19 protein-coding genes and 1 tRNA gene are annotated in these 17,761 nt (G+C 70.9%); 10 read left to right on the plus strand and 10 right to left on the minus strand.

All coding sequences use genetic code 11. From position 1 onward, the window contains the following. Window positions 1-96: 96 nt before the first annotated feature. From NK718_RS10190 to NK718_RS10200, 3 genes are all read right to left on the minus strand, one after another. A complete protein-coding gene (locus NK718_RS10190; RefSeq protein WP_254741341.1) occupies window positions 97-696 on the minus strand; it encodes a tetratricopeptide repeat protein in 600 nt (199 codons plus the stop codon). Window positions 697-766: 70 nt separating this feature from the next. Continuing rightward, window positions 767-2,590, minus strand: a complete 1,824-nt coding sequence (gene typA / locus NK718_RS10195) for a translational GTPase TypA (protein WP_254741344.1) — start codon at window positions 2,588-2,590, stop codon at window positions 767-769. A gap of 230 nt (window positions 2,591-2,820) precedes the next feature. Continuing rightward, entirely contained in the window at window positions 2,821-4,053 is a 1,233-nt protein-coding gene (locus NK718_RS10200; protein ID WP_254741347.1) for an argininosuccinate synthase, read from the minus strand. 146 nt (window positions 4,054-4,199) lie between these two features. On the opposite strand from NK718_RS10200, the gene NK718_RS10205 reads away from it, so the two are divergent. Both NK718_RS10205 and NK718_RS10210 read left to right on the plus strand, forming a co-directional pair. Further along, window positions 4,200-4,805 carry a 2-hydroxychromene-2-carboxylate isomerase gene (locus NK718_RS10205; RefSeq protein ID WP_254741349.1) on the plus strand — a complete coding sequence of 202 codons (606 nt, stop codon included), beginning with the start codon at window positions 4,200-4,202 and terminating at the stop codon, window positions 4,803-4,805. Then, window positions 4,802-5,581 carry a HesA/MoeB/ThiF family protein gene (locus tag NK718_RS10210; protein WP_254741351.1) on the plus strand — a complete coding sequence of 260 codons (780 nt, stop codon included), beginning with the start codon at window positions 4,802-4,804 and terminating at the stop codon, window positions 5,579-5,581. Before NK718_RS10205 ends, NK718_RS10210 begins: the two co-directional genes overlap by 4 nt. Before the next feature lie 642 nt (window positions 5,582-6,223). On the opposite strand, the gene NK718_RS10215 is transcribed toward NK718_RS10210, so the two are convergent. Together NK718_RS10215 and NK718_RS10220 are read right to left on the minus strand one after the other, a co-directional pair. Beyond that, a tRNA-Leu gene (locus NK718_RS10215) sits at window positions 6,224-6,308 on the minus strand. A gap of 48 nt (window positions 6,309-6,356) precedes the next feature. Beyond that, window positions 6,357-7,103 (minus strand): class I SAM-dependent methyltransferase, encoded by a 747-nt coding sequence (locus NK718_RS10220; RefSeq protein ID WP_254741353.1) that lies wholly within the window; start codon window positions 7,101-7,103, stop codon window positions 6,357-6,359. A gap of 177 nt (window positions 7,104-7,280) precedes the next feature. On the opposite strand from NK718_RS10220, the gene gloB reads away from it, so the two are divergent. After that, window positions 7,281-8,048, plus strand: a complete 768-nt coding sequence (gene gloB / locus NK718_RS10225) for a hydroxyacylglutathione hydrolase (RefSeq protein WP_254741355.1) — start codon at window positions 7,281-7,283, stop codon at window positions 8,046-8,048. Continuing rightward, entirely contained in the window at window positions 8,045-8,827 is a 783-nt protein-coding gene (locus NK718_RS22170; RefSeq protein WP_254741357.1) for a GNAT family N-acetyltransferase, read from the plus strand. The genes gloB and NK718_RS22170 overlap by 4 nt, the downstream gene beginning before the upstream one ends. On the opposite strand, the gene yddG is transcribed toward NK718_RS22170, so the two are convergent. Continuing rightward, a complete protein-coding gene (gene yddG, locus NK718_RS10235) occupies window positions 8,812-9,720 on the minus strand; it encodes an aromatic amino acid exporter YddG (RefSeq protein ID WP_254741359.1) in 909 nt (302 codons plus the stop codon). The genes NK718_RS22170 and yddG overlap by 16 nt on opposite strands. A 110-nt stretch (window positions 9,721-9,830) precedes the next feature. On the opposite strand from yddG, the gene NK718_RS10240 reads away from it, so the two are divergent. After that, a complete protein-coding gene (locus NK718_RS10240; RefSeq protein ID WP_254741361.1) occupies window positions 9,831-10,418 on the plus strand; it encodes a hypothetical protein in 588 nt (195 codons plus the stop codon). Between the two features lie 96 nt (window positions 10,419-10,514). Here the strand turns inward: NK718_RS10240 and phbB are convergent, their stop codons facing one another. Both phbB and NK718_RS10250 read right to left on the minus strand, forming a co-directional pair. Then, entirely contained in the window at window positions 10,515-11,240 is a 726-nt protein-coding gene (gene phbB / locus NK718_RS10245; RefSeq protein ID WP_254741363.1) for an acetoacetyl-CoA reductase, read from the minus strand. Between the two features lie 106 nt (window positions 11,241-11,346). Next, window positions 11,347-12,525 (minus strand): acetyl-CoA C-acetyltransferase, encoded by a 1,179-nt coding sequence (locus NK718_RS10250; RefSeq protein ID WP_254741365.1) that lies wholly within the window; start codon window positions 12,523-12,525, stop codon window positions 11,347-11,349. Window positions 12,526-12,806: 281 nt separating this feature from the next. Between NK718_RS10250 and phaR the strand changes: the two genes are divergently transcribed. Together phaR and NK718_RS10260 are read left to right on the plus strand one after the other, a co-directional pair. Next, window positions 12,807-13,397 (plus strand): polyhydroxyalkanoate synthesis repressor PhaR, encoded by a 591-nt coding sequence (gene phaR, locus NK718_RS10255; protein ID WP_254741591.1) that lies wholly within the window; start codon window positions 12,807-12,809, stop codon window positions 13,395-13,397. 153 nt (window positions 13,398-13,550) lie between these two features. Then, window positions 13,551-13,835, plus strand: coding sequence for a hypothetical protein (locus NK718_RS10260; RefSeq protein ID WP_254741368.1), 285 nt, complete (start codon window positions 13,551-13,553; stop codon window positions 13,833-13,835). A gap of 105 nt (window positions 13,836-13,940) precedes the next feature. On the opposite strand, the gene rpmF is transcribed toward NK718_RS10260, so the two are convergent. Together rpmF and mtgA are read right to left on the minus strand one after the other, a co-directional pair. Then, entirely contained in the window at window positions 13,941-14,126 is a 186-nt protein-coding gene (gene rpmF, locus NK718_RS10265) for a 50S ribosomal protein L32 (protein ID WP_254741370.1), read from the minus strand. Between the two features lie 146 nt (window positions 14,127-14,272). Then, window positions 14,273-14,974 carry a monofunctional biosynthetic peptidoglycan transglycosylase gene (gene mtgA, locus NK718_RS10270; RefSeq protein ID WP_254741373.1) on the minus strand — a complete coding sequence of 234 codons (702 nt, stop codon included), beginning with the start codon at window positions 14,972-14,974 and terminating at the stop codon, window positions 14,273-14,275. A gap of 81 nt (window positions 14,975-15,055) precedes the next feature. Between mtgA and NK718_RS10275 the strand changes: the two genes are divergently transcribed. The 3 genes from NK718_RS10275 (at window position 15,056) to NK718_RS10285 (ending at window position 17,755) form a co-directional block, all read left to right on the plus strand. After that, complete coding sequence (locus NK718_RS10275) at window positions 15,056-15,991, plus strand: polyprenyl synthetase family protein (protein ID WP_254741376.1); 936 nt, start codon at window positions 15,056-15,058, stop codon at window positions 15,989-15,991. Continuing rightward, on the plus strand, window positions 15,988-16,656 hold the full coding sequence (locus NK718_RS10280) for a DUF1345 domain-containing protein (RefSeq protein WP_254741379.1): 669 nt from the start codon (window positions 15,988-15,990) through the stop codon (window positions 16,654-16,656). Before NK718_RS10275 ends, NK718_RS10280 begins: the two co-directional genes overlap by 4 nt. Before the next feature lie 82 nt (window positions 16,657-16,738). Further along, window positions 16,739-17,755, plus strand: a complete 1,017-nt coding sequence (locus NK718_RS10285) for an efflux RND transporter periplasmic adaptor subunit (RefSeq protein ID WP_254741382.1) — start codon at window positions 16,739-16,741, stop codon at window positions 17,753-17,755. The last annotated feature ends 6 nt before the right edge of the window (window positions 17,756-17,761 follow it).

A 17,761-nucleotide genomic window follows, 5' to 3' on the forward strand; every position in this document is an offset into this window, starting at 1 on the left:
TTGACGGTTTTCCGCCGCCGGAGGGCGGCTTGCGGCCAAACTAAGCGGTTTTGCCGGCAATAGGCAATCCACCCGCGCGTCTGTGGAATTCGCCGCTCAGTGCCATTGCGCACGGCGCATCTGGCCGAGCTCGGCCACCGCCTCCGCCAGCCCCTCCAGATGAGGGTTGATGGCCAGCGCCACCTGGAACGCGGCGCGCGCCTCCGTGAGCCGGCCGTGGCGCAGGCAGATCTGGCCGAAGCTGGAGACGGCGCCGAAATGGCGCGGCTCCAGCAGCAGCGTGCGCTCGATGTCGCCGAGCGCGTCGGCGTCGCGCTTCTGGATGAAGGCGAGGATGCCGCGCTTGTGCCAGGCCTCGGCCCAGTCCGGCCGGCGGCGCACCAACGCGTCGAGCAACGGGCGCGCGAGGTCGAACGCGCCCGCCCCCATCGCCTCGAGGGCGACGGCCATGTCGGTGCAGGCGCGCCGGTCGCGATGCGAGATCCAGTGCGCCCACACCATGTCCTCGATCTCGTCGGGGTCCTTGCGGGGGCGGCGCTCGGCCAGCTCGCGCAGCAGCGCCTCCAGCCGGCCCGGGCGGGGCGCGGCGGGGGCGCGCCCGTCCAGCTCCAGCACCAGCGCGAGCACGGCGTCGACCTTGGCCTCGTCCAGGGGCTTGCGGCGGGTCCGCCGCGCCGGGCGGGGTGTGGTGGTCATGCCCATCCAGATAGGGCGGAACGCGCGGGCGGCGAGGCGGCGCGAGGCCGCCGCCGCCCCGTCGCGCGGCTCAGGCCACGGCCTCGCGAGCGCGCTCGGCGCGCTTGCGGTCGTTGGGGTCGAGCAGCGTCTTGCGCAGGCGGATCGCCTTGGGCGTCACCTCGACCAGCTCGTCGTCCTGGATGTAGGCCAGCGCCTTCTCCAGCGTCATGCGGATCGGCGGGGTGAGGCGCACGGCCTCGTCCTTGCCGGCGGCGCGCACGTTGGTGAGCTTCTTGCCCTTGAGGACGTTGACCTCGAGGTCGTTGTCGCGGGTGTGCTCACCGACGATCATGCCCTGGTACACCTTCCAGCCGGGCTCGATCATCATCGGGCCGCGGTCCTCGAGGTTCCACAGCGCGTAGGCAACCGCCTCGCCCGCCTCGTTGGCGATCAGCACGCCGTTGCGGCGGCCGGCGACGTCGCCCTTCCACGGCGCGTATTCATAAAACAGGCGGTTCATGATCGCGGTGCCGCGCGTATCGGTGAGCAGCTCGCCGAGATAGCCGATGAGGCCGCGCGTGGGGGCGTGGAACACCAGGCGCTGGCGATTGCCGCCGGAGGGGCGCATCTCGATCATGTCGGCGCGCCGCTCGGACATCTTCTGCACGACGACGCCGGAATGCTCCTCGTCGACGTCGATGACGACCTCCTCGATCGGCTCCAGCATCTCGCCGGTGGCCTCGTCGCGCGAGAACACCACCTTGGGCCGCGACACGGCGAGCTCGAAGCCCTCGCGGCGCATCGTCTCGATGAGGATGGCGAGCTGCAGTTCGCCGCGCCCGGCGACCTCGAACGAGTCCTTCTCGGAGGATTCGGTGATGCGCAGCGCGATATTGCCTTCGGCCTCCTTGAACAGGCGGTCGCGGATGACGCGGCTCGTCACCTTGTCGCCCTCCGTGCCGGCAAGCGGCGAGTCGTTGACGCGGAAGGTCATGGTGACGGTCGGCGGGTCGATCGGGTGGGCCGGCAGCGGCGCCTCGACCAGCGGGTCGCAGAACGTGTCGGCCACGGTGCCCTTGACCATGCCGGCGATGGCGATGATGTCGCCGGCCTCCGCCTCGTCCACCGGCACGCGCTCGAGGCCGCGGAAGCCGAGCACCTTGGAGATGCGGCCCTGCTCGATCAGGTTGCCCTTGGCGTCGAGCACCTTGAAGGCCTGGTTGGGCTTCACCGTGCCCGACGTGATGCGGCCGGTGACGATGCGGCCGAGATAGGGGTTGGCCTCCAGGATGGTGCCGAGCAGGCGGAACGGCCCCTCCTCGATCTTGGGGGCCGGCACGTGCCGCAGCACGAGGTCGAACATCGGGCCGAGGCTGTCCTGCGGGCCGTCCGGGCTTTCGGCCATCCAGCCCTGCTTGGCGGACCCGTAGAGGATCGGGAAGTCGAGCTGGTCGTCGGTGGCGTCGAGGGCGGCGAAAAGGTCGAACACCTCGTTGACGACCTCGTTGGCGCGCTGCTCGGGCTTGTCGATCTTGTTGATCGCCACGATCGGGCGCAGGCCGAGCTTGAGCGCCTTGCCGACCACGAACTTGGTCTGCGGCATCGGACCCTCGGCGGCGTCGACGAGCACGATGACGCCGTCGACCATGTTGAGGATGCGCTCCACCTCGCCGCCGAAATCGGCGTGGCCGGGGGTGTCGACGATGTTGATGCGGGTGTCCTTCCACTGCACCGAGGTGCACTTGGCGAGGATGGTGATGCCGCGCTCGCGCTCCAGGTCGTTGGAGTCCATGGCGCGCTCGGCCACCTTCTGGTTCTCGCGGAAGGTGCCCGACTGCATCAGCAGCTTGTCGACCAGCGTGGTCTTGCCATGGTCGACGTGGGCGATGATCGCGATATTGCGCAGCTTCATGGGGATCTCTCAAACGGCAAAGCCCGGCTCCGTCGGGGGAGTCGGGCTGGCGCGGCTTCTCGTTGGTTGCGCCGCAATATCACAGGGGAGGGCCGGGGACAACGAGGGATTGGGCGGAGGGGGGTGGGGGCGGATGCGCGCGATCAGCCGAGCGCCGCTGCGCGCAAACGGGAAACCGCCATCAACTCACGTTCTTCCTGCTCGCTGAGGCGGGGGCTCGCCCGGTCGGCTTACACCCCCAGCTTGCGCTTGCGGGCGCCCAGGGTGCGCAGGCGCAGGGCGTTGAGGCGGATGAAGCCGGCGGCGTCGCGGTGGTCGTAGGCGACCGCGCCTTCCTCGAACGTCACCAGCTCCTGGTCGTACAGCGAATAGGGGCTCTCGCGGCCGATCACCCAGGCCGAGCCCTTGTAGAGCTTCAGCCGCACGCGGCCGGTCACCGCCTCCTGACTCTTGTCGATCATCGCCTGCAGCATCTCGCGCTCCGGCGAGAACCAGAAGCCGTTGTAGACGAGCTCGGCGTATTTCGGCATCAGCTCGTCCTTGAGGTGCGCCGCGCCGCGGTCGAGCGTGATCGACTCGATGCCGCGATGCGCGAAGTACAGGATCGTGCCGCCGGGCGTCTCGTACATGCCGCGGCTCTTCATGCCGACGAAGCGGTTCTCGACGAGGTCCAGCCGGCCGATGCCGTTGGCGCGGCCCAGCTCGTTGAGGCGGGCCAGCAGCGTCGCCGGCGACATCCGGACGCCGTCGATGGCGACCGGGTCGCCCTTCTCGAAGTCGATCGCGATGACGGTCGGCGTGTCGGGGGCCTTCTCCGGGTCGAGCGTGCGCGAGTAGACGTAGTCCGGCACCTCGACGGCCGGGTCCTCCAGCACCTTGCCCTCGGAGGAGGCGTGCAGCAGGTTGGCGTCGACCGAGAACGGCGCCTCGCCGCGCTTGTCCTTGGCGATCGGGATCTGGTGCTGCTCGGCGAACTCGATGAGCCGCGTGCGCGAGGTCAGGTCCCACTCGCGCCACGGCGCGATGATGGTGATGTCGGGCTTCAGCGCGTAGTAGCCCAGCTCGAAGCGCACCTGGTCGTTGCCCTTGCCGGTGGCCCCGTGCGAGACGGCGTCGGCGCCGACCTGCTCGGCGATCTCGATCTGGCGCTTGGCGATCAGCGGCCGGGCGATGGAGGTGCCCAGCAGGTACAGCCCCTCGTACTGCGCGTTGGCGCGGAACATCGGGAACACGTAGTCCCGCACGAACTCCTCGCGCAGGTCGTCCATGAAGATGTTCTCGGGCTTGATGCCGAGCAGCAGCGCCTTGTCGCGCGCCGGCCCCAGCTCCTCGCCCTGGCCGAGATCGGCCGTGAAGGTCACGACCTCGCAACCGTAGGTGGTCTGCAGCCACTTGAGGATGATCGACGTGTCGAGCCCGCCGGAATAGGCGAGGACGACCTTCTTGACGCGCTTGTCGGACATAGGGGCTCACTCTCTCCGGGCCGCGAGGCCCCGCGAATTCGCGCGGGACTATAGGCATGGCGGGCGCGCGCGCAAGGCCCGCCTTGGGAGGGGGCGGCGGGCGCGGCGCGCTTGCGGCGGGCGGCCGGGGTGCTAGGCTCGGCGGCATGACCGAACAGCCCGTCGTCGACTTCTGGTACGAGTTCTCCTCGCCCTATTCCTTCCTCGCCGCCGAACGCATCGGGCCGCTGGCCGAGGCGCGCGGCGTGCGCCTGGTGTGGCGGCCCTTCCTGCTCGGGGCGGTGTTCAAGCACAACGGGCTGGAGCGCTCCCCCAACCTCGCGGTCCCCGCCAAGACGCGCTACATGTGGCGCGACGTCGAGCGGCGCTGCGAGCGCATGGGCCTGCCGTTCCGCGTGCCCGACGCCTTCCCCCTCAACGGCCTCTCCGCCTCGCGCGTCGCCGTCGCCCTGCCGGACGAGGCGCGCCCCGCCTTCACACGCGCCGTGTACCGCGCCGCCTTCTGCGAGGGCCGCGACATCGCCGAGCCGGCGGTGGTGGAGGAGGCGCTGCGCGAGGCGGGTGTCGACTTCGAGCCGGCGCTGGCCGCCGCCCATACCGAGCTGGTGAAGCACGCCCTGCGCCGGCAGACCGACGCCGCCGTCGCGAAGGGCGTCTTCGGCGCGCCGACGCTGGTGACGCCGGACGGCGAGCTGTTCTGGGGCAACGACCGGCTGGAAGAGGCGCTCGACTGGGCGCTCGGGACGCGATGAGCCTCAGCCCCGAGGAGCTGGAGCGCTACGCGCGCCATATCGTGCTGCGCCATGTCGGCGGGCCGGGCCAGCAGAAGCTGAAGCGGGCGCGGGTCCTCGTGGTCGGCGCGGGCGGGCTCGGCGCGCCGCTCATCCAGTACCTTGCCGCCGCCGGCGTCGGCACGATCGGCGTGGTCGACGACGACGACGTGTCGCTCTCCAATTTGCAGCGGCAGGTGATCCACGGCACCGACGATGTCGGCCGCCCCAAGGTGGCGAGCGCGGCGAGCGCGGTGGCCCGCCTCAACCCGCACGTGACGGTCGAGCCGCATCGCCTTCGCCTGACGGCGGACAACGCCGAGGCGCTGGCGGCGCGCTACGACGTGGCGGCCGACGGCTCCGACAATTTCGAGACGCGCTACACCGTCTCCGACGCGTGCTTCCGCGCCCGGCGGCCGCTGGTGACGGCGGCGCTCGGCGTGTTCGACGGCACGCTGACCACGATCCGGGCGCACGAGACGGGGCCGGACGGCGCGCCGAATCCCACCTATCGCTGCCTGTTCCCCGCGCCGCCCCCACCCGGCGCGACGCCGACCTGCGCCGAGGCCGGCGTGCTCGGCGCGCTGGCCGGCGTCATGGGCGCGCTGATGGCCCTAGAGACGATCCGCGAAATCGTCGGCTTCGGCGAAGGCCTCGTCGGCCGCCTGCTGATGCTCGACGCCCTGTCGATGCGCTTCGAGACGGTCGACTACGCCTGGGACCCCGACAACCCCCTCAACGGCCGCGGGGCGCGGTAGCGGGCGCGGGCCTACCCGCAATCCCGCTTGACATTCTCAGGAATTTATGCCTATATGGCTCTCGTCCTCACCCGAGGAAGGGGCGTCTGCAGCGTGGCCGATGCGGGTGGGGGGCGGTGGCCGGTTCGAGGGAGCGTCACGCACTCCCGAGCGCCGGCGGCCCAAGCCGCTCAGGTTCGTCGCCGCCAACAGCGGGACAGTAACCCGGGCTGGATGGTTTCTCAGCTTCCAGGACGGACTTCGTCACGCGATATGCGGGCGGGGGTCGATCGGGAGGCAAGGGCCAGCCGGCTTGCGGGACCAAACAGGGTGAGTGTCATGCCCCCTGGGACCAAGCGGAGCAAGCCTCAAACACCGCGCGCGGAACGGCGGGGGTCAACTCTCGTCGGTATTACACCCTCACCTCCGGCATCCGCCGGCGGGACGAGGCCCCCGCCGTTCCGCGCCGCCCTTCCGGGCTCCGCAGAACAAGCCAAGCCCCGCATCCGGCAGGATGGCGGGATACTGGTGCTTGGGCAAGGACGGGCCGAACCCCCCCTTTGGGTGCCTGGCAACCGCCTTTAATAACAAAGCCTTTAACGCGGCGCGCCGCCGCGCGGGAGATCGGGTTAAGGCCGAAGCCTTGGGTGCACACGGGATCGTTGGTGCCCCTAGCCGGAATCGAACCAGCACTCCTTGCGGAAACCGATTTTGAGTCGGTCGCGTCTACCAGTTCCGCCATAGGGGCGCGCGCCTGAGGCGAGCGGCGCGGATCATAGCGGGGGAATGCGACAGGTCAATCCGCGCCGCGCGTCAGCACGCGGGGCGTGGCGGCGAGCGCCGGGGACATGCGGGCCGAGACGCGGCGCGTCTGGCGCACCACCACCGGACGGTACAGGGTCTTGGTCGCCTCGATGACGTGGACGCCGGCGAAGGGCAGGGACAGGGTAACGCCCAGCCGCTCCCACGCCGTCGCCGAGCGCAGGAAGGTCCGGCTCGGGAAGGGCGGCACGTAGAGCGCCTCCGACCAATGCACCGGCGAGAACAGCGCCTCGCGCAGGACCTGCGTCAGCTGCCCGCGCGAGAAGGGCTGCCCCTGGCCGAACGGCGTCGTGTCCATGCGCGCCCACATGCCGCGCCGGTTCGGCGCGACGGCGATCAGCCGCCCGCCCGGGGTGAGGATCCGCCAGATCTCCGACAGCAGTTCGCCGGGGCTCTCGCCCGTCTCCAGCGCGTGGACGACGAGCACGCGGTCGACCGACGAATCGCGGAGCGGCAGCATGGAGAGCTCCGCCAGCGCGCTCGCCGACAGCCCGTCCGTGGGCCAGTTCACCACGCCCTGCGCCGCCGGCATGAAGGCCAGAATCCGCTCCGCCTCGCCGGTGAAGACGTCGAGATAGGGCGTGGCGTAGCCGACCCCGAGCACGATCTGCCCGGCCACGTTGCCCCACCGCGCCCTGATGCTGCGGCCCAGCAGGCGGCGCGCCACGACCCCCAGCGGCCCGGCGTAGAAGCTGCGCAGGTCGACCACGTCAGGATGCATGGCTGCTCCCCGCACCGCGCCGGGGGCGCGCGAAATTCGCGTTCATCGTGATCCCATGAAGCAGAACCGAGTTGCAGGACGCAAGCGCCCACAAGACAATGGACCGGCGCGACCCCGCCCGGCGGCGGCCGCGCCGGGCCTCGACCGAACGGCCCCCGAGTGCAGGAAGTGTCCGCCATGCCCGCAGAGATCCGCCAGTTCCTCATCGGCTCCGACAATTTCGGCGTGCTGCTGCACGATTCGGCGACCGGGGCGACCGCCTCCATCGACGCCGGCGAGGAGGCCCCCATCCTCGAAGCCCTCGACAAGGCGGGATGGCGGCTGACGGACATCCTCGTCACCCATCACCACGGCGACCACGTCGCCGCCCTGCCGGCGCTGAAGGCGCGGTTCGGCGCGCGCGTCGTCGGCCCGGCGGCCGACGCCCACCGCGTTCCCGAGATCGACGAGGGCGTGCGGGAGGGCGACGTCGTGCGCGTCGGCCATCTCGAGGCCGAGGTGATCGAAACGCCCGGGCACACCTCCGGCCACATCGCCTACCATTTTCGCGGCGAGAAGCTGCTGTTCGCCGGCGACACGCTGTTCTCGCTGGGCTGCGGTCGTCTGCTGGAGGGCACGGCGGCGCAAATGTTGAGCTCGCTCAACAAGCTCGCGGCGCTGCCCGACGACACGCGCGTCTATTGCGGCCACGAGTACACGCTCTCCAACGCCCGCTTCGCGCTGAGCGTCGACCCCGGCAACCCGGCGCTGAAGGCGAGGGCCCAGGAGGTCGAGCAGCTGCGCGCCGCCGACGCCTTCACCCTGCCGACCATGATCGGCATCGAGAAGGCGACCAATCCCTTCCTGCGCGCCGCCGACCCCGCCATCGCGCGCCAGATCGGCCTTTCCGGCCGCTCGCCGCTGGAGGTGTTCGCCGAGCTGCGCGAGCGGAAGAACCGCGCGTGAGCGAGACGCTTTCGAGCGCGAGGGCCGCTGAGGCGGCGGCCGATCTGCGCCTGGTCGAGGAGCTGGAGCGGCACAGCGCGGCCTCCTGGCCCGCCCCGGAGGTGACCGCGATCGGCGGCTGGGAGCTGCGCCACACGCCAGGCTCGCGGTCGCGCCGCGTCAACTGCCTGACGCCGGTGACCTTCGCGCCGGACGGTTTCGACGCCGCGCTGGAGGCGGCGCGACGCATCTGCGCCGAGCGTGGCGCGCCCTGCACCGTGCGGTTGCAGCCCCTGGCCGGCGAGAAGAGCCGCGAGCGCGTCGCGAGGCTCGGCCTGGCGCCGGGCGACGCCACGTCGGTGCAGCTCGCCCCGCTCGCGGCCGGCGGGGCGGTTCCGGACGGCGTCTCGCTCGTCGACGGCTTCGACGCCGCCTGGGTGGAGGCGATGGGCCTCGCCCACGAGGACGACGCGACCGAGCTCGCCGTCGTGGCGCTTCTGCTCGAACGCGCCGCCGCCGGGCAGGTGCTGGCCACGGCGTTCGACGGCGGGCGGCCCGCGGCGTTCGGACGCGCCGTGGTGCGCGGCGACCTCGCCGGCATCTTCCATGTCGTCACCGACGCGGCGCACCGCCGGCGCGGGCTCGGCCGGCGCACCGTGGCGGCGCTGATGGCGGCCGCCGCCGCGCGTGGGGCCCGCCGCGCCTATCTGCAGGTCACGGTCGCCAACGCGGAGGCCCGTCCGCTCTACGCCTGGCTCGGCTTCCGGGAAGTCTATGTCTACGACTACTGGGCCGCCTGAGCGGCGCGCCGTCCCTGGAAGCCGCGGCTGACCAGCGCGCCGCCGACGACGAGCACCGCCGCCAGCAGCAGCCAGACGCTGGGATCGGCGAAGCCGGTGGCGATCAGGATCAGCGTGGAGAGCAGCGGCGCGGCGTTGGAGCCGATGCCGAGCAGCGTGATGTCGCCCTTCTTGACGCCGACATCCCACAGATAGAAGGCGGCCCCGACCGGCCCGAGGCCCAGCGCCAGCACGGCCAGCCACTGGCCCGCCCCCCGCGGCCAAACCGTGGTCTCGAACGCCAGGTGCGCCGCCGCAGACAGGAGCGCGGTGGCGAGGCAGAAGCCGACCACGGCGTCGGTCGGCACGTGCCCGAATCTTCGCGACAGCACGGAATAGCCCGCCCAGGTGAAGGCGCAGGCGAGCGCCAGCGCATAGCCGGGCGCGTCGGCGGAGTCGAGGCTGAGCTGGCCGCCGCGCGCCGCCATCAGCACCGCGACCCCGGCGAACCCCATGACCGCGCCCGCCAGGTGGCGGGCGTGCAGGCGCCCTCCCGGCAGAAAGGCCGCGAACAGCACGATGAGCAGTGGCCAGAGATAGGCGATCAGGCTCGCCTCGGCCGGCGGGGCGAGGCGCAGCGAGGCGAAATAGAGCGCGTGGTAGCCGAACAGGCCGCCGACGCCGAGCAGCCAGACCGGCCACGGCTGGCGCAAGGCGCGGACGGCGTCTGGGCGACGCAGCCACGACGCTGCGCCCAATCCGCCGCCCAAGGCGAAGGTCATCGCCGCGAGCTGGAAGGGCGGCGTGTCCCCGGCGGCGGCCGTGAGCGCGGCGAGCGCCGACCACAGAAGGATCGCGCCGAAGCCGAGCAGGGTTGCTCGAACAAATGATGCAACTTCAAGTTGTTTCATCATTTCAACCGCTCGACACTCAATTTTAACCCGTCATGTTGTTGCATGGCCTTGCATGACATGTTAGACAATTTCCGATGTTTCGCGTCGAAAGTTCGTTTTGAACCCCCGCATTGTGCGCCAAGTCGCTGGTTGTTAGCGGCATTTTCGCGAATACGTTATTTGAGCAAGGGTTTCCGAGAATGGACACACTCAACGAGACGACAAAGGGCGCATTGATGCGGATCCGGGAGGATCTCTCGGCCCGCCTCTTCCGAGAGAACGAGGATTACCGCGTCCTGCTCGCCCTTCAACACGCCATTGGCTGGCTCGAAGCGCCGCCGGCGGGCGCCGAGCCGCCCGCCGCATCGCTGAGCGCGGCTGGCCCGGTCGCCTCCGCCTTCGAGATGCTGGCGCAGCTCGCGCAGGCGCCGCGTACGGCGCGCCGCCGCAACCCGCCGCCCTTCGTCGACCCCGCCCAGGGTGGCGCGTTCAGCCAGCGCGACCTGGTGGCCGCCATCCTGCGCGAACGCGGCGAACCGACCCGAATCACCGAGCTGCTCGATCTCATGGAAATGCGCGGCAGCCCGGTCGGCGGCGCGCGTCCGAAGGGCAATTTGTCGTCCAACCTGTCGCAGGACCGGCGGTTCTACCCGGTGCGCTACCGCGACCATTCCTGCTGGTGGCTGGTCGGCGAGCCGATCGTCCCGCGCAATCCCTGAGCGACGCCGTCCCGACGATAAAACGGCCGGGTCCAGCCCGGCCGTCTCGTGAGTCGCGTCGGGAATCGCGGCGGGCGAACCCGCCGCGATCCGGCCTCAGACCATGTACTGGCCGCCATTGGCCGACAGCGTCGAGCCGGTGATGAAGCCGGCGTCGTCGGACGCCAGGAACACCACGGCGCGCGCGATCTCTTCCGGCTCGCCGAGGCGGCCGACGGGGATCTGGGGCAGGATGGCCTTGGCGAGCACGTCGGGGCTGATCGCCTTCACCATGTCGGTGGCGATGTAGCCGGGGCAGATCGCGTTGACGGTGATGCCCGCCCGCGCGCCTTCCTGAGCCAGGGCCTTGACGAAGCCGATGTCGCCCGCCTTGGCGGCGGAGTAGTTCACCTGGCCCATCTGGCCCTTCTGGCCGTTCACGGATGAGATGCAGATCACGCGACCGAACTTGCGCTCGCGCATGCCTTCCCACACCGGCCGCGTCATGTTGAACAGCGAGTTAAGGTTGGTATTGATGACGCCGTACCACTGCTCGGGCGTCATCTTGTGGAACATGCCGTCCTTCGTGATGCCGGCGTTGTTGACGAGCACGTCCACCGGGCCGAGATCGGCCTCGACCTGCTTGAGCCCCGCGACGCACGCGTCGTAGCTGGACACGTCCCACTTGTAGACGCCGATGCCGGTCTCGGCCTTGAATTTGGCGGCCGCCTCGTCATTGCCGGCGTAGCTGGCCGCGACCTTGTAGCCGCCGGCCGCCAGCGCCTTGGAAATGGCCGCGCCAATGCCGCGCGTGCCGCCTGTCACCACCGCAACTCGTGCCATGCGTCTCCCCCCTGAATTCGGCTGGTTGAGGAGCGTCGGACCGACGCTCCGAAATGAGCCGGACGCCCGTCGGGCGTCCGGCCGGCGCCCTGTCGGCCTGGCGCGCTCAGCGCTCCAGGCACATGGCGATGCCCATGCCGCCGCCAATGCACAGCGTGGCGAGGCCCTTCTTGGCGTCGCGGCGCTTCATCTCGTGCAGCAGCGTCACCAGCACGCGCGCGCCGGAGGCCCCGATCGGGTGGCCGATGGCGATGGCGCCGCCGTTAACGTTCACCTTGGACGTGTCCCAGCCCATGTCCTTGTTGACCGCGATGGCCTGGGCGGCGAAGGCCTCGTTCGCCTCGATGAGGTCGAGGTCGCCGACCTTCCAGCCCGCTTTCTCCAGCGCCTTGCGCGAGGCCGGGATGGGACCCGTGCCCATGATCGCCGGGTCGACGCCGGCCGTCGCCCAGGCGGCGACGCGCGCCAGGGGCTTGAGGCCGCGCTTTGCCGCTTCCTCGGCGGTCATCAGCACCACGGCGGCGGCGCCGTCATTGATGCCGGAGGCGTTGCCGGCCGTCACCGTGCCGTCCTTGGAGAAGGCCGGGCGCAGCTTGGCGACCGCGTCGAGCGTCGTGCCGGGGCGAATATATTCGTCCTGATCGACGACCACGTCGCCCTTGCGGCTCGGCACCGTCACCGGGACGATCTCTTCCTTGAACTTGCCGGCCTTCTGCGCCGCCTCGGCCTTGTTCTGCGAGGCCACGGCGAACTGGTCCTGTTCGTCGCGGGTGAGCTGCCACTTGGCGGCGACGTTCTCCGCCGTGTTGCCCATGTGGTAGCCCTGGAAGGCGTCGAGCAGGCCGTCGCGCAGCATGGTGTCGACGAACTTCAGGTCGCCCATCTTGGTGCCGTTGCGCAGATGCGCGGTGTGCTGCGCCTGCGACATCGACTCCTGGCCGCCGGCCACGATGATCTTGGCGTCGCCGTTGGCGATCTGCTGCAGGCCGAGCGCCACCGCGCGAAGGCCCGAGCCGCAGAGCTGGTTGAGGCCGAACGCCGTCTTCTCCTGCGGAACGCCGGCCTTCATGGCCGCCTGCCGGGCCGGGTTCTGGCCCTGGCCGGCCGCGAGGATCTGGCCGAGGATGACCTCGTCCACCTCGTCGCCCGAGACGCCGGCCCGCTCCATCGCGGCCTTGACGGCGACCGCGCCGAGGTCGTGGGCGGGAACGTTGGCGAACGCGCCGTTGAACGAGCCAACCGCCGTCCGAGCGGCGCTGACAATGACGATATCCGAAGCAGCCATGGGGCAGATCCTCCTGTCGGGAACACTTTCCGCTGCGTCGCAAAGGTCTATTCGCGCCGCTGTCGTCGAGCATTGTTTCGGCCGGCCAAAGGCCAGCGTCAAGGGCCGCGAGGGCCCTAGGATGTCGTCCTTTGGTGGCGGAAAGCGGCCAAAACACCCGTAATGTTTGACGAAAGTCGAAGAAATCTGGTTTTCGCAGCGCCACAAAAAGGCTAGCGTCGCAGTTGGCGCGCTGCCACGGCGGCGCGCCGGGAGGCCCCTCGCAGGCGCAGCGGATGGACATGACCACCGAGAAGAAGCCCACCGTCATCAAGAAATACGCGAACCGCCGCCTCTACCATACGGGCACCAGCACCTATGTGACGCTGGACGACCTGGCCGGCATGGTGAAGGGGGGCGAGGACTTCGTCGTGTTCGACGCCAAGACGGGCGAGGAGATCACGCGGTCCGTTCTGGCGCAGATCATCTTCGAGCAGGAGGGCAAGAGCGGGCAGAACCTGCTGCCGATCACCTTCCTGCGCCAGCTCATCCGTTTCTACGGCGACAGCATGCAGGCTCTGGTTCCGAGTTACCTGGAACTGTCGCTACGCACCCTGACCCAGAACCAGCAGAAGTTCCGGGATCAGCTCTCCACGACCTTCGGGCAGAACCCGTTCGGAAACGCCGCCTTCACGGCGATGGACGAGCAGGCGCAGAAGAACATGGCCATGTTCCGTGACGCGCTGCGGATGTTCACGCCCTTCCCGCTGGCAGGCGGCGACACCGGTGAGGCGTCCGACAAGGCCGAGGGGCCCGCCGGCGGCGAGATCGACGACCTGAAGAAGCAGCTCATCGAGATGCAGCGCCGGCTCGACAAGCTGTCCAGCAAGTAAACCGGCTCACCGCCGCGCCGTCCCGAAACGGGACGGTTGCGCCGCCCGGCGTGCCGGAACGGAGCGATCCGGGCGGTTCGGGGCTGGATCGATCCTTGCACGGAGGAAGCGGGGCGAACCGGCATTGCGCCGGATCGGGACGGAGGCGAGGCCATGGGCGAGCCCGGCGAGGCGACCTGGCGGGACGAGGACGACGCGCAGGCGCCACGCGCCATCGTGGAGATCACGCCGCCCCGGCGCGCCCACCGCGCCGGAGGACGGCCGCCGCGCCCGGCCGACGCCGGCTTCCTGTCGCAGCTTCTCGCCGTGCGCGCCGGCATGCCCTCGCAACGCACCCGCCGCCGCGCCGAGCCTGAGGACGGCGCGATCGCCTACCGCTCGTCGGACCAGCTGGACCGCGATCCCGCCGCGCCCGGTCGCTTCTCGCGCAAGGCCTGACTCGCCGACGCCGCACAGCAAAACGGCGCCCCAAGGGAGCGCCGTCGCGTCGTTTTCGTGCGGTCGTCCGTCAACCGCCGGCCCGCGCGGGCCGGCCAGTTCGGCTCACGCCTCGGTCTTGGCCTTCAGAACCTGACGGCCGCGATACATGCCCGTCTTCAGGTCGACGTGGTGCGGACGGCGCAGCTCGCCCGAGTCCTTGTCCTCGACATAGGTCGGGTTCTTGAGGGCGTCGGCGGAACGGCGCATGCCGCGCCGGGACGGCGAGGTCTTTTTCTTCGGAACGGCCATGGAACTCTCCGGTGGTCAGGGCGCGCAGCCGGGCGCGAGCGCCCTTACGGCCTGCCGCCGCGAATTGGAAGCCGGGCTTATACAGTCATCCCGGCCAAGTTTCCAGTCGCCCGGGACTCTTTTTTCGGACCGAAGTCCCGCCGCGCCTACCGCACGCACTCGGTGTAGGGCTCGGACGCCGCCGCGCGCCCGGCGACGATCGCCGCGAGGCGCTGGTGGCCGCGCGAGGGCCGCCTGGAGTCGCGCCTGATCGGGTTCGGCAGCGCGGTGGCGAGCAGGGCCGCCTCGCGCGCCGAAAGCGCGGCCGCGGGCTTGTTGAAGGCGGCGCGGGCGGCCGCCTCGGCGCCGAAGACGCCAGGGCCCCACTCGGCGATGTTGAGATAGACCTCCATGATGCGCTTCTTCGGCCAGACGAGGTCGAGCCACAGCGCCAGCGGGATCTCCAGCCCCTTGCGGACATAGGAGCGCGACGGCCAGAGGAACAGGTTCTTGGCGGTCTGCATGGTCAGCGTGGAGGCGCCGCGCGACGGCGCGCCGTCCTCGGCGTCGGCGATGACCTCGCGCAGCGCGTCCCAGTCGACGCCGCCGTGTTCGCAGAAGCGGGCGTCCTCCGACATCATCACCGCCGCCACGAGGCGCGGACTGATGCGGCCGAGCGGCGTCCAGCTCCGGTCGACGGACTGGAAGGTCAGCCAGCGCCCCAGCATGAGCGTCGAGACGGGAGGAACGAAGCGCCACGCCACGCTGAGCGCCAGCACGAGCGCGACGATGGCGAGCACGGCGTAAAACGCCCAGCGCAGCACGCGCCGCAGCCGCCAGCCCACTCCGCCCGTCCCGCGCGCGCCCATGCCGCAGCCTTGACCGATCCCGCCGGATAGGGCAAGCCGACCACAGCGCGGCGAGTTCCGAGAGCCCGAGTCCGCAGAACCATGGTCCAGCCACCCTCAGCCTTCGAAGTTCGCCTCGGCGCCGACGCCGAGGCGATCGAGCGCATGCTGGAGACGCTGCTCGACCCCGCGCCCCGCCCCGGCGAGATCGCCCGGCCGCGCCGCCTGATGGAGGCGATGCGCTACGCGACGCTGGGCGGCGGCAAGCGCCTGCGGCCCTTCCTGCTGGTGGAAAGCGCCCGCCTGTTCGGCGCGGCCGGCGAGGGCGTGCTGCGCGCCGCCTGCGCACTGGAGATGGTGCACTGCTACTCGCTCGCCCATGACGACCTGCCAGCGATGGACGACGACGCCATGCGCCGGGGCAGGCCCGCGCTGCACCGCGCCTTTGACGAGGCGGCGGCCATCCTGGCCGGCGACGCGCTGCTCACCTACGCCTTCGACGTGCTGGCCGACGACGCCACTCACCCCGACCCCGGGGCGCGCGCCGCGCTCCTGCTCGGCCTCGCCCGCGCCGCCGGGTTGGGCGGCATGGCCGGCGGCCAGATGCTCGATCTGGAGGCGGAAGGCCGCTACGAAGCGGCCGGGCCGCTGGCGCTCGACGAGCCGGCGGTGCGCCGGCTGCAGGCGATGAAGACCGGAGCGCTGCTGTCCTTCGCGCCCGAGGCGGGAGCCATCCTCGGCGGCGCGTCGGCCGAGGACCGGGCCACGCTGCTCTCCTACGGCAAGGCGCTGGGCGCCGCCTTCCAGGTGGCCGACGACATCCTCGACGTCGAGGCGAGCGCCGACGCGCTGGGCAAGGCGACCGGCAAGGACGCGGCGCGCGGCAAGGCGACGCTGGTCGGCGTACTCGGCCTCGACGAGGCCAAGGCGGAACGCGACCGCCTCGCCCACGCGGCGGTGATGGCGCTGGCCGGCTTCGGTCCGGAGGCCGACACGCTGCGGGAAGCAGCCCGCTTCACCGCCGAGCGACGCTCATGACGCTGGGGGAACGCTTCGTCCGCATGGCGCGCGCGAGGCGTATCCTGCTGGCCAGCATCGCCGTCGGCCTCGTCGTGTACTCCCTGCTGCCGTCGTACCACCGCCTGCCGTCGCGCTGGCTGATGTCGTGGGACGTCGGAGTGCTCGTCTACCTAGTGGCCGCCCTGTGGACGCTGTACCGCTCCACCGTCACCGACATCAGGGAGCATGCGCCCCTGTATGACGAGGGCCGGCTCGTCATCCTCGCGCTGGTGATCACGGCGGTCACGGCGAGTTTCGCGGCCATCGTGCTGGAACTGGCCATCTCGCGCGAGGGCGGCGGCAGGATCGACGCGCTCGCCCTCACGCTGGCCGGCGCGACCGTGCTGCTGTCGTGGACGTTCACGCACCTGATCTTCGCCGTCCATTACGCGCACGAGTATTACGGCGTGCACGAGGACGGAGACCGCGGCGGGCTGCAGTTTCCCGGCGTCGGCGAGCCCAACTACCTGGATTTCCTGTATTTCGCCTTCGTCATCGGCTGCGCCACGGCGACTGCCGACGTGGATATCGTGAGCCGCCGCATCCGCAGGATCGCGCTGACGCACGGCGTGCTGTCGTTCCTGTTCAACACGGCCATCCTGGCCCTGACCATCAACATCGCCGCGGGACTCATCCCCGGCTGACCGCCGCGCCCCGTCGCGTGACGCGGCGGCCGCAAAATGGTACGACAACCGCAGCAGAGCCACCAAGGAATCCCTCGGCACGATGGCCCGAACACCCCGGTCCGCCTTCGCGCTCGCCGCGCTGACCGTTTTCGCGGCGGCGGCGCTGGGCGTCTCCGCCTTCGCGGTCTACGCGGCGCGCGGCGCCGCGCCGGCCTCGCGCTGGGCGACGGCGAGCGTGGACCGCGGCCCCGTGGTCGTCACCATCGCGGGCATCGGCACGGTGGAGGGCGGCGACTCGGCGGGCCGCGCGCTGGTGACGCTGATCCCGGACGCCGACCTCGAGCGCGTCAAGCCCGGCCAGCCGGTTCGCGTCGCGGTGGACGCCTATCCCAACCGGGACCTGCACGCCTCGGTAACGAGCGTCCGCCCCGGCCCAGCCGGCACGGCGCGCGCGCTGGTGACGCTCGACGCGACGGAGCCGGCGCTGGCCGGCGGCGACTCGGCCTGGGTGCGGATCGAGGTGGAGCGGCGCGACAACGCGCTGCGTGTGCCCTACGCCGCGCTGCTGTTCCAGCCGGGCGGGCCGGAGCCCGCGCCGACGGTCTCCGCCGCCGACCGCAAGGCCTTCGCCGGCCAGGCGCTGGCCCAGTTCATCGAACACGTGAAGCGTGATGTGGGGTTCGACCCCGCCCAGTGCGCGGAGGCGGACCGCATCGCCCGCGAACTCGGCGACGCGGTGGCGCTGGGCCTGGGCCCCGAGGCCGACCCGGCGACGCGGCGCGAGCGCGTCCACGCCATGCGGCGCACCTTCATCAAGCGGCTCGCCGGCGTGGTCCGGCCGGAGCAGCAGGCCCGCTTCGACGCGGTCGTGGCGGCGCGGGCGAAGCGCGCCGGCCGCGACACCGGGCAGGCCGGGCGCATTCACATCTTGACGGATCGGGGCGACATCGAACCCGTCGCGGTCCGCATCGGGGCGATGGACGGGCTTCACACCGAAGTGCTCGGCGCGCCCATCGAGGCCGGCGCGCGCGTCGTCATCGGCGAAGCCAGGCGCGACGGGAGCAGGCTGGCCTTCGCCGAAACGCTGCGCGCCTGGCTGCCGCGCGCACGCCCCTAATTCGCG

It is taken from the genome of Alsobacter ponti (assembly GCF_024294805.1).
GTDB lineage: Bacteria > Pseudomonadota > Alphaproteobacteria > Rhizobiales > Beijerinckiaceae > Alsobacter > Alsobacter ponti.